Source organism: Actinoplanes sp. NPDC048791 (genome assembly GCF_040650095.1).
Lineage (GTDB): Bacteria > Actinomycetota > Actinomycetes > Mycobacteriales > Micromonosporaceae > Actinoplanes.
The window spans coordinates 1-10833 of sequence record NZ_JBEZGQ010000013.1 but is presented as its reverse complement, the minus strand read 5'-3'; the positions used below and the strand labels follow the sequence as shown (position 1 = coordinate 10833).

At 70.5% G+C, this 10833-nt stretch carries 9 protein-coding genes and 1 riboswitch; of the genes, 7 read left to right on the top strand and 2 right to left on the bottom strand.

Annotation, left to right across the window (positions count from 1 at the left end; genetic code table 11):
- Window positions 1-104 precede the first annotated feature (104 nt).
- Window positions 105-317: riboswitch (cobalamin riboswitch) on the bottom strand.
- 113 nt (window positions 318-430) lie between these two features.
- Window positions 431-1093 carry a UdgX family uracil-DNA binding protein gene (locus AB0C29_RS02590; RefSeq protein WP_360814250.1) on the top strand — a complete coding sequence of 221 codons (663 nt, stop codon included), beginning with the start codon at window positions 431-433 and terminating at the stop codon, window positions 1091-1093.
- On the opposite strand, the gene AB0C29_RS02585 is transcribed toward AB0C29_RS02590, so the two are convergent.
- Window positions 1065-1766 carry a GNAT family N-acetyltransferase gene (locus AB0C29_RS02585; protein ID WP_360814248.1) on the bottom strand — a complete coding sequence of 234 codons (702 nt, stop codon included), beginning with the start codon at window positions 1764-1766 and terminating at the stop codon, window positions 1065-1067. The two genes, AB0C29_RS02590 and AB0C29_RS02585, sit on opposite strands and share 29 nt — an antisense overlap.
- Before the next feature lie 72 nt (window positions 1767-1838).
- Between AB0C29_RS02585 and AB0C29_RS02580 the strand changes: the two genes are divergently transcribed.
- The 6 genes from AB0C29_RS02580 (at window position 1839) to rny (ending at window position 10052) form a co-directional block, all read left to right on the top strand.
- The gene (locus tag AB0C29_RS02580) at window positions 1839-2039 is read left to right on the top strand and encodes a DUF3046 domain-containing protein (protein ID WP_360814246.1); all 201 of its coding nucleotides are present in this window, start codon (window positions 1839-1841) and stop codon (window positions 2037-2039) included.
- A gap of 198 nt (window positions 2040-2237) precedes the next feature.
- A complete protein-coding gene (gene recA, locus AB0C29_RS02575; RefSeq protein ID WP_203775131.1) occupies window positions 2238-3284 on the top strand; it encodes a recombinase RecA in 1047 nt (348 codons plus the stop codon).
- Window positions 3285-3724: 440 nt separating this feature from the next.
- Complete coding sequence (locus AB0C29_RS02570; protein ID WP_360814243.1) at window positions 3725-4555, top strand: regulatory protein RecX; 831 nt, start codon at window positions 3725-3727, stop codon at window positions 4553-4555.
- A 615-nt stretch (window positions 4556-5170) separates the two neighbouring features.
- Window positions 5171-5845 carry a hypothetical protein gene (locus AB0C29_RS02565; protein WP_360814241.1) on the top strand — a complete coding sequence of 225 codons (675 nt, stop codon included), beginning with the start codon at window positions 5171-5173 and terminating at the stop codon, window positions 5843-5845.
- Between the two features lie 1511 nt (window positions 5846-7356).
- Window positions 7357-7953: a hypothetical protein gene (locus AB0C29_RS02560; RefSeq protein ID WP_360814239.1), complete on the top strand. Its 597-nt coding sequence runs from the start codon at window positions 7357-7359 to the stop codon at window positions 7951-7953.
- Between the two features lie 374 nt (window positions 7954-8327).
- Window positions 8328-10052 (top strand): ribonuclease Y, encoded by a 1725-nt coding sequence (gene rny / locus AB0C29_RS02555; protein ID WP_360814237.1) that lies wholly within the window; start codon window positions 8328-8330, stop codon window positions 10050-10052.
- A 96-nt stretch (window positions 10053-10148) separates the two neighbouring features.
- Here the strand turns inward: rny and AB0C29_RS02550 are convergent.
- On the bottom strand, window positions 10149-10833 hold a 685-nt coding region (locus AB0C29_RS02550), incomplete at its 5' end, for a transcriptional regulator (protein ID WP_360814235.1).

Below are 10833 nucleotides of genomic sequence, written 5' to 3'. Positions count from 1 at the left end.
GGTTATGGGTCGGGGGGCGGTCGGCGCGCCGGGGTGCGCGGGATGGGGGCGATTCAACCGCATTGGGCGTGGCCCCCCCCCGGGGCCCGCCCCCCCCCCCCGCCACCCGCGGGCCCCGCGCTGGCAGGTCTTCGGACTCGCGGGCCTGACCGTTGCCGGTCGCCTAATGGCCGTCGCTTCCCGGGCCCGGGCCCAGTGCTTGATGACGGCGGTCGTTCCCGCTCACCGCTGCGGGGGCAGTCCCGGTTTCTCACCGGGTTCCCTCTTGCCTCGCGCCGTCCTGGAGGGACGGGCGAACCAGCTGCGGGCAACACCATATCTAGGTGCGACAGCCGATGTACAACACCACATGTCGTGTCGGCGTGTCGGATCATGCCCGATCAGGTGAGCCTGCGCGCGTGGACCGGACGCGACGGGGTAGAACGTGTGCATGGCTACGACGCAAGCCCCGCCCGGTGCGCAGGAATTCATCCCCGCCGACGCGAAGAGCCTCGACGAGCTCAAAGCGGCGGCGCCCGGCTGCCGCGGATGCGAACTCTACGAGAACGCCACCCAGGTGGTCTTCGGCCGCGGCGCCGAACATGCGCGGCTGGTCCTGGTGGGGGAGCAGCCCGGCGACATCGAGGACCAGCAGGGCCTGCCCTTCGTGGGTCCGGCCGGCCGGCTGCTCCGCGACGCGGTGGGCGACGCGGGCATCGACCCGTCGATCATCTACCTGACCAACACCGTGAAGCACTTCCGGTTCGAGCTGCGGGGCAAGCGGCGCATCCACCAGACTCCGGGCCCGGCGCACATCACGGCCTGCCGCCCGTGGCTGGTCGCCGAGTTCTCGCAGCTGAAGCCGGATCTGGTGGTGGCGCTCGGGGCCACCGCGGCCAAGGCCCTGTTCGGACCGTCGTTCCGGGTCACCAAGTCACGCGGCGAGTTGCTGCCCTGGCCGGCGTCGGCGCAGCGCCCGCAGGACTTCCCGGTCGCCGAGTCGCGTGCCCTGGCCACGATCCACCCTTCCGCGGTGCTGCGGGCCGACGACCGGGACGCCGCCTACAACGGCCTGGTCGACGACCTCAAGGTCGCGGCGACAGTCCTGGGCTGACCGGTACGCGCAACGACACGTTCACGTTCTCCTTGCGCCGCACGAAGCCGATCGCCGTGAACAAGTGGTTCGCGGCAGTGTTGGCCGCCATGGTGTGCAGGAACGGTCGGTCGCCGCGCTCATAGATCTCGGCTGCGACGGCGAGCACCAGTCGGGCCGCGAGGCCGCGACCGCGATAGCCGGGATCGGTGCAGACCGCGCTGATCTCACTCCAGCCCGGCGGCCGGATCCGCTCGCCGGCCATCGCCACCAGCGCGCCCCCGTGTCGGATGCCGAGGTAGGTGCCCAGCTCGATCGTGCGTGGCCGGAACGGGCCCGGTCCGGTCCGGCGCACAAGATCGATCATCTCGGGGACGTCGGTCGCGGTCAGTACGACGGCCTCCGGATCCGGTACGGCCCGCACGGTTGCATCCACCAGTTGCCGCGTGGCGCTGGTGCCCCGGACCTCCCAGCCCAGGTCGCGTGGCGGACTCGCCGTGATCGACAGCTCGGTGCCGGGGCCGGCCAGCACTGCCAGGTCGTTCCAGCAGCGAGGATCGGCGGGGTCCTCGAGAGCGAAGAACGGCGCCACGTCGGGGTGGTAGCGAGCGGCCCGGCCGACAATGCCGGCGTAGCGCGCGTGCGGGCCGGTGAGTGCGGCCCAGCTCGGCCGGTCGAGAACGTCCACAGTCACCAGCACATAGTGATGTGTGTCTCAGCGTGCCGTCGAGCAGGGTCGCCAAGACGCCGCGGGTAGGCTTTTCCCGTGCGGTTGACAGACTTCTGGGGGCGCCTCGAACAGGCCTTCGGCCCCGCTTATGCGCGGAGTCTCGCCGCGGATCAGAGTTTTGCGGCGCTCGACGGGCGCACCATTAACGAATCCATAGCTCAGGGTGTGGAGACGGCTACTATCTGGCGTGCGGTGGTTTCCGCGTACCCCGATCGGGTGCCTGCCAGGCTGCGCTGACCCCTTTTTTCGTACGCTTGTTCTGGCGTGTCGCTCGTAGTCGTACACCTGTTCGGCTATTGTCCTCAGCGGCGCGGTCATCCACAGGGCACGGCCGGGCACCGGTTTTTGTCAGACCCTAGGTCTAGCGTGACTCGCGTGGTGAACAGAAGCTCTTCGGCGAAGACGCCCGGAAAGTCGAATACAGGGGTGGCGGACATGGTGGCAGGACCTGATCGGGACAAGGCGCTAGACCTTGCTCTCGCGCAGATCGACAAGCAGTTCGGCAAGGGTTCGGTGATGCGCCTCGGGGAACGACCCGTCATCCAGATGGCCGTCATCCCCACCGGCTCCATCGCCCTCGACATCGCGCTCGGCGTCGGCGGCCTGCCGCGCGGCCGGGTCATCGAGGTCTACGGACCGGAGTCCAGCGGTAAGACGACGGTGGCCCTGCACGCGGTGGCCAACGCCCAGCGCAACGGCGGCATCGCGGCATTCATCGACGCGGAGCACGCGCTCGACCCGGAGTACGCCCGCAACCTCGGCGTCGACACCGACGCGCTGCTGGTGTCCCAGCCCGACACCGGTGAGCAGGCGCTCGAGATCGCGGACATGCTGATCCGCTCCGGCGCGCTCGACATCATCGTCATCGACTCGGTGGCCGCACTCGTGCCGCGCGCCGAGATCGAGGGCGAGATGGGCGACAGCCACGTGGGTCTGCAGGCCCGCCTGATGAGCCAGGCGCTCCGCAAGATCACCGGTATCCTCAACAACTCCGGCACGACCGCGATCTTCATCAACCAGCTCCGCGAGAAGATCGGCGTCATGTTCGGCTCGCCCGAGACCACGACCGGTGGCCGGGCCCTGAAGTTCTACTCGTCGGTGCGCCTCGACGTGCGCCGCATCGAGAGCCTCAAGGACGGCACAGACGTGGTGGGCAACCGCACCCGCGTCAAGGTCGTGAAGAACAAGGTCGCCGCGCCGTTCAAGCAGGCCGAGTTCGACATCATGTACGGCAAGGGCATCTCCCGCGAGGGCTCGCTGATCGACGTCGGCGTCGAGCAGAGCATCGTGCGCAAGTCCGGCGCCTGGTACACGTACGACGGTGACCAGCTGGGCCAGGGCAAGGAAAAGGCGCGCGAGTTCCTGAAGGAGAACCCGGACGTCGCGGCCGAGATCGAGAAGAAGATCCTGGAGAAGCTCGGCGTGGGCCAGACCACCGGCGACGCCGCCGGCGGCCCGGAGCTGCCCCCGGTCGACTTCTGACCGATGCGAACGCCGCCGCCACGGTTCGCCGAACCCGGCCCGCAAGGGCCGGGTTCACCCCTCAGGCCGATCGCCGGCGCGACCGGCCGGCCGGATGCCTGCGGGGTTGGCAGGCCGGCTGTGGGCGGACAGCTTGACGCGAGTGGATCAGGCGCGGGTGTAGCCGGTCGGCAGGCCGCCGAGGCTGAGACGACCGCAGGTCTCGCCGCCGGTGCCCGGCTTCTGATGCCGGCAGACTTGATGCCGGGTGCGGTCAGCGGGCTTGTTGCGAGCGGACCTGGCGCGGGTGCGTCGGCCGATGCCCAGCGAGCCGCGGGTCAATGTCCGTGACGACGATGTCCTCACGGCTGCTGCGTCCGATGGCAGGGCGAATTCCGGCCGCGTGTCGTCATCTACGCGCGAGCCGGATACCAGGTTTTGTGGCGGAGCGGAGCTGAGGCATGGCCGGTCGACGTGGTGCAAGGTCCGGGCGCGGTTGGGACGCGATTCCGCCGAGGCCTGCGCAGGACGATTCGCCCGGCGGTGAGCTCGGTTCTGAGGACCCGGAACGCGGCTCCTCCGGGAGCCGGCGCCGCCGCGGCTCATCGGGTGGTTCTTCGTCCGGCGCCTTCGGCTCATCCGGGAGCCGTGCGTTCGGCAGCGGTAATCGCTCCGGAGCCGGCGGCGGGCGTTCCGGAAGTGGTGGCGGTGGCCGTGCCGGGAAGGACGGTTCCGAGCGTCCTCCTGAGCCTCCGCGGAGCGAGTCCGAGGTGGCCCGCGACATCTGTCTCCGGCAGCTCGCCGTGCGGCCGCGCACGCGGGCCGAGCTGGCGAAGACGCTGGCCCGCAAGGAGATCTCCGAGGAGGTGATCGCCGAGGTCCTCGACCGCTACGACGAGGTCGGGATCATCGACGACGCCGCGTTCGCGCGGATGTGGGTGTCGACCCGGCACCAGGGCCGCGGACTGGCCCGCCGGGCGCTGGCCAACGAGCTGCGCCAGCACGGCGTCGAGTCCGAAGTGGCCACCGAAGCCCTGGAAACGCTGGACGACGAGGCCGAGGCGACCACAGCGCGCGCCCTGGTCGACCGCAAGCTGCGTTCGGCGAGGGGTACGCCTGATCAGGTGTTCCGCCGGCTCGTGGGCATGCTGGCCCGCAAAGGGTATCCGGCCGGCGTGGCCATCCAGGCGGTCAAGGAAGCACTCGCCGCGCGTGACGAGGAAGCCGCTGAATTCGCCGACCAGATCGACGCGGACGCACTCGCTGACGAAGCCACCGACACTCTGTCCTGAGTCCGAACGCCTCCTTACCAAAAGCCCGCTCAATTGTTATCGCGATGAGACCACCCGGGACTTCTCGACCGTGAGCGAAGCGTCGCGCTAAACGCAAGCAATAGCGGTCGGGCCGGCCCGACCGCCACGAAAGTAATCGCGCAGTTACCGTGCGCCATTGACTCGATGCTTCGTCACAGTCGCCGGATTGCCGCGCCTATCAGGCTTCGATGGCGATGTGAGCCGAGTCGAACGCGCCAGGATTTCGGCTGGTCAAGCACGTGACCAGCGTCGACGTGTCATGGCCCCGTGCCGGTCAAGTGGGCACTCGTATGGTGACCGATCACATTGGTGGCGCTTGCTCGATGCGCATGGTGGCCGGCGGATTGGGCAGTCCGCACGGCGCTCAAGGGAATGCCCGATCGGCGAGGTGTCCGACTTCTGCCATATTGTCAACCGTGGATAGAAGTCGGGCCATGATCGCCGGTAAGTTACAGCCCGGACTACGGGGACCAGTGTCCATTGCGGATGGTGGTCCTCCACAGTACGGGGAGGAAAATGAAGACGAATCGACTCGCACGCCATCGCGGCGTGCGTGCTGCGGCTCGACTGGGTGTCATCATCGGCGCCGTTGGTGTGGCTGCCCTCGCGGGCGCCAACGCTGCCAACGCCTCGACCATCACGGACTCCATGCGGGGCGTCGTCGTGCTCACCGAGCCGGCCGCCGCGGGGGACGATGACAAGGCCACCAAGGCGGAAGAGGACCCGCCGGGCGGCGGCGGTGGCGGCGAGGAGCCGGGTGGCGAGCCCGGTGGCGAGGACCCGGGTGGCGAAGATCCGGGTGGTGAGGACCCGGGTGGCGAAGATCCGGGTGGCGAGGACCCGGGCGGTGAAGATCCGGGTGGCGAGGACCCGGGTGGCGAGGACCCGGGTGGCGAAGATCCGGGTGGCGAAGATCCGGGTGGCGAGGACCCGGGCGGTGAAGATCCCGGTGGCGAGCAGCCCGGTGGCGGCGGCTCCGGTCCCACCGACCCGACCACTCCGCCCGACTCCGGCACTGGTGGCGGCTCGGGCTCCGACGACGACGAGTCCGACGGCGGCTCCGGCAACGGCGGCTCCGGCAACGGTGGCAACAACGGCGACTCCAACACCGCGGGCGGCGGAGGCGGCTCCAACTCCGGCGGCGGTGGCCTCCCGGTGACCGGCATCAACGTCATCGGCATCGCGGGCCTCGGCGCCGCGATCGCCGCCGGTGGCGTCGGCCTCGTCCTCGTGACGCGGCGCCGGCGCCCCGAAGGCGCGGACGCCTGATCCCAGCCGGCATCCGAGTGCCCGGTCCTGACCGGCCGGGCACTCGCGGCCCTTCGTCAATGTGTTGCTGATCGAAAGGCCGGCGATCCGGCACTGGCCGGGCACTCGCGGCACCTTCGTCAACGTGTCGCGCTGATCGGCGAGGCCTGGGCCGGACCAGCCATTGAGGGCCCGGCATTCGCTAAAGCTTTGTGAAGGTGTCGCGCTGATCGGCGAGGCCTGGGCCGGACCAGCGATTGACGGCCCGGCACTCGCTGCAGCTTCGTGAAGGTGTCGCGCTGATCGCCGGACCCCCACGGTCCCGGGCAGATGCACGACAATGGACCCGCAGCCCCGCCAGGCTGCGGGTCCATCGTCGTAGATGGATCTTCCGGGGCGTCGGCGACAGCCGCGGACTGGTAATCTGCTGCGTCGTGACAGACGACTCCCACCCTGCTCGGCGCGGTGGCGGCCCGCTTCGCGAGGACGCTGACGCGACGGCTCAGGTCGTCCAGCACTCCGGCCCCGCCGACTCCGCGCAGCCATTCGTTCCAGGGTCGCCCGCCGGTGCAGAAATCCCTGCTCAGCCCGTCGGCCCGGTGCACCAGCACAGTCCGGCGCAGGCTCACCAGCCCGCCACGCCGCCGACCTATCCGCAAAGCGCCCACCCCGCCGGGGACCAGCCTCCGATCACTCACCCGGTCGCGCCGAGCGCCTCCGGCGGAGCCGCGATACCCGCGCCTGCAAATGGGGTCACAAGCGGCGCATCGCCCATTCAGAGCGGCGGCGCGGGAGCCTATGGTCCATTTCACGGCGGCGCCGAGCAGGTGAGCGGTGCCTACGGCCAGCAGGGTTTCGGAGTGGATCCCGGCCACGGAGACCCGAGGGCCAACCCGGCCTTCGAAGCGGGAACGTCCCCCTTCGCCGCGACGCCGAGCGCCCCGGGCGAAGACCAGCCATACGGCGCCGCGCCCACCTCGGGCGCGGCCCCGGGCCAGATCTACAGCGCGATGCCGACCTCAGGGGCCGGCCCAACGTCGGGCCAAGACCAGACCTACGGCACCGCGCCGATTTCAGGAGCCAGCCCAACCTCGGGTGGCGATCCGGCCTATGGCGCCGCGCCGATCGCGGGAGCCACCCCAACCTCGGGCGCCGGCCCCGCCTATGGCGCCGCGCCGATCTCAGGAGCAGGCCCGATCTCAGCCACCGACCCCGCCTATGGCAGCGCCCCCACCTCAGGCGCAGCCCCAAGCCACACCTACGGCGCCACCCCAACGTCAGGCGCAGGACCAACCCCGACCTACGGCCTGACACCGACCTCCGGAGGAGCAGGCCGAATCCCCGGAGGCCCAGGCCCAACCTCCAGCCCCCCAAGCTGGTCCGCCACCGACCCAACCTCCGGCCCCACCCCGGACCCGTACGGCTTCTCGGTAGCCCCCTCCTACAACCCCGGCCCCCGCATCGAACCAACCCCCAAGCAGCCCAAGAGCCGCCTTCTCCTCCCGGCCCTGGCCGGCCTCCTGACCGGCCTGGTGATCTTCGGCACCGGCGGCTGGTTCCTCGGCCGGTCCACCGCCGACCCCGCCACCCCGGCTCCCACCCGATCCGCGCCGGCGCCGACCGGACCCGTGGCAGCCCTGCCCCCGTACGAGCAGAACCAGGTGACGATCAACCAGCCGAAGTTCGCCGGCCCGCTCGCCCCCGTCGCTCAGGGCTGGCTTCCTCACCTCTCCGGCTGCCAGCGCAACGGGGAGAAGGACGGTCCCGTGCTCAACAAGGGGGAGAAGGCCCGGGTCCGCTGCGAGATGGACGCCATGAGTGTGATCTTCGTGGAGTACGCCACCATCGCCGACCGGGACAAGGCCCGGGTCAAGACCCTGGGGCAGAACGTCGACGCGCGGACCCTCACGCCCGGTGCCGCCGGCGCCGCGGTGGAGCGGGCCACTCCGTCCGGCCGGAGCAACGGCAACTACGTGGAGTACGCGTACCAGGCCTCGGGCAAGACCGTCGCCGGCATCTGGTGGGACGACTCCGCCACCCCGGTGGCCGCCTACCTGCTTGCTTACTGGAAGGAAGGGACCGGCGAGAAGTGGGAGCCGATGCGCGACGTCTGGGCCCGCTACGCCTGAATTGCCCCCCAACGTACTTGAGCAGGGCGTGAGCGGGTCTGTGCCGTACGTCCCATCCGCTGCCGAATCATGAGTCCTTGACCGAAGCGGCACTCGCGACCTAGCCTCGCGTTACACAGGTTTGCTCGACCATCGCAGGCTAAGCGCACAACATAGATCGCATTACATTACGGCATCACTTGAGGCGCAGGGCGCCGTCGATGCCTCCGCCGCCCGCAGACCGCGCGGGCGGGGGCCAGTCATACCCGCGGTCGGTCCTCGACGCCAACGCGTGGCGCCGTCGGCTGGCCACGCCTGCGGTCAGTCGCCTTGGTCGGGCATTCCCTCAGGCAGCCGACGCAGTGATGCGGCGCGGCGAAGGGAGACTCGGCGAGATGACCGCCCTGGAGTGGGTACTCGTAGTGGCGATCGTCGTTCTCGCCGCCTTCGTGGTGGTCGGCCTGGTCCTGGGCGCCCGGGCGCTGCGTCAGCTGCAGGAGAGCAAGACCGCCGACCGGGAGAGCCGCGAGCAGACCCTCGACGCCGCCAAAGCCAAGGTCGACGACGCGAACGCCAAGGCTGCGTCCGTACGGGCGGAAGCCGCCGCCGCCAAAGCCGAAGCCACCTCCGCGCGGGCCGAGGCCCGCCGGGTCCTCGAGGCCGCCCACGAGGAAGCCGACACGATCCTCGAGCACGCGCACCGCCAGGCCGAGTCCGACGCGGAGCAGGTCCGCACGGCGGCCCGGCGCAGCGGCGAACGCGAGGTCGCCCTGCTCAACGCGACCGCCAAGGAGCACGCCGCCGAGGTCGAGCGGCGCGCGGCCCGGATCGACGAGCGCGAGCGGCTGCACGCCGACGAGGTGGAACGCCTGGTCGAGCGGGAGCGCCGGCTTGCCGCGATGGACGCCGACCTGTCCGCCCGCGAGGCCGCGCTGTCCGCCCGCGAGGCCGAGCTGACCATCGCCGAGGAGAGCCGCCGCAAGGAGCTCGAGCGGGTCGCGGGCCTGACCGCCGACGCCGCCCGCGCCGAGTTGATCGACACGCTCGAGAGCCAGGCCAAGCGCGAGGCCGCGATCCTGATCCGGGACATCGAGAGTGAGGCCAAGCACACCGCCGACACCCGGGCCCGGCACATCGTGGTCGACGCCATCCAGCGGATCGCCAGCGAGCAGACCGCGGAGAGCGTGGTCAGCGTCCTGCACCTGCCCAGCGACGAGATGAAGGGCCGGATCATCGGCCGGGAGGGCCGCAACATCCGGGCCTTCGAGTCGACGACGGGCGTCAACCTGATCATCGACGACACCCCGGAGGCGGTGCTGCTCTCCTGCTTCGACCCGGTGCGTCGCGAGGTGGGCCGGCTCACGCTGGAGAAGCTGGTGCTCGACGGGCGGATCCACCCGCACCGCATCGAGGAGGTCTTCGACAGCGCCAAGAACGAGGTCGACCGGCTCTGCGAGCGTGCGGCCGAGGAAGCCCTGGTCGACGTCGGCATCACCGACCTGCACCCCGAGCTGGCGACGCTGCTGGGCCGGTTGCGCTACCGCACCAGCTACGGCCAGAACGTGCTCAAGCACCTGGTCGAGACCGCGCACATCGCCGGCATCATGGCCGCTGAGCTGGGCCTCGACGTCCCGACGATCAAGCGGTCGGCGTTCCTGCACGACATCGGCAAGGCGCTGACCCACGAGGTGGAGGGCAGCCACGCGCTGATCGGCGCGGACCTGGCCCGCAAGTACGGCGAGTCCGAGGACGTCGTGCACGCCATCGAGGCGCACCACAACGAGGTCCAGCCGCAGACCATCGAGGCGGTGCTGACCCAGGCCGCGGACGCCTGCTCCGGAGGCCGGCCGGGCGCGCGCCGGGAGAGCCTCGAGGCCTACGTGAAGCGGCTGGAGCGGATCGAGGAGATCGCGGCCGGCAAGGTCGGCGTCGACAAGGTCTTCGCCATGCAGGCGGGCCGCGAGATCCGCGTCATGGTCCGGCCCGAGGACGTGGACGACATCGGCGCGGCGGTCCTGGCCCGCGACGTCGCCAAGCAGATCGAGGAAGAGCTCACCTACCCCGGCCAGATCAGGGTGACAGTCGTCCGCGAGTCGCGGGTTACGGAGCTTGCTCGATAAGGGCAGATCAAGATCAAGGTCAGGTCGTGCCTGGTTGCATGGCACTGGACGTCGCTCCCGCCGAGACCGGGCGAGGGTGGCCAATCGCCTGGCGGCTCATGAACGGCCACCCTCACCCTGCCAGCTGATTGCTTGGTCGAAACCCGGCGGGCTCAAGGTCTGCGTGCCGATCACAGCGAGCAGCCGCAACTGGTCCACGGCCGGGCTGCCCGGCGGGGCCGTGAAGAACTGGAGCCGCTGCCGCCCGTCCTCGCTGAACAGGTTCTGGCAGTTGATGTCCAGCACACCCAGTTCCGCGTGGTTGATGCGTTTGCGGTCGCCACGCCGTACCGCGACATCGCCTGTCTCCCAGAGCGCGACGAACTCCGGGCCGGTCCGGTGCAGGCGGGTGACCAGGTCCCGGGCCTCCGGGTCGGTCCCGCGCCGGCCGACCGCCGCGCGCAGGTCGCTGACCAGCACCTTCGAGTGATGCGGGTGGTCCGCTTCGGGATAGATCGACCTGGTGGCCGGCGAGGCGAACCAGCGGTACAGGTAGTCGCGCACCGGCGGGCCCAGCAGCGCCTCGGCCGGCCTGTTCTGCACCACCGTCTCGTGCAGGTCGGTCATGATCCGGGCGGGCGTGCTGCCGAGCTGGTCCAGCAGGGTCAGCATCGCCGGCGGCACGTGCGCGGCCTTGCCGTGGGTCGCCGGCACCGCACGCCCGGCGAGCAGGAACAGGTGGTCGCGTTCGTCGGCGTCCAGGCGCAGCGCCCGGGCCAGAGCCGCCAGCATCTGCGCCGAC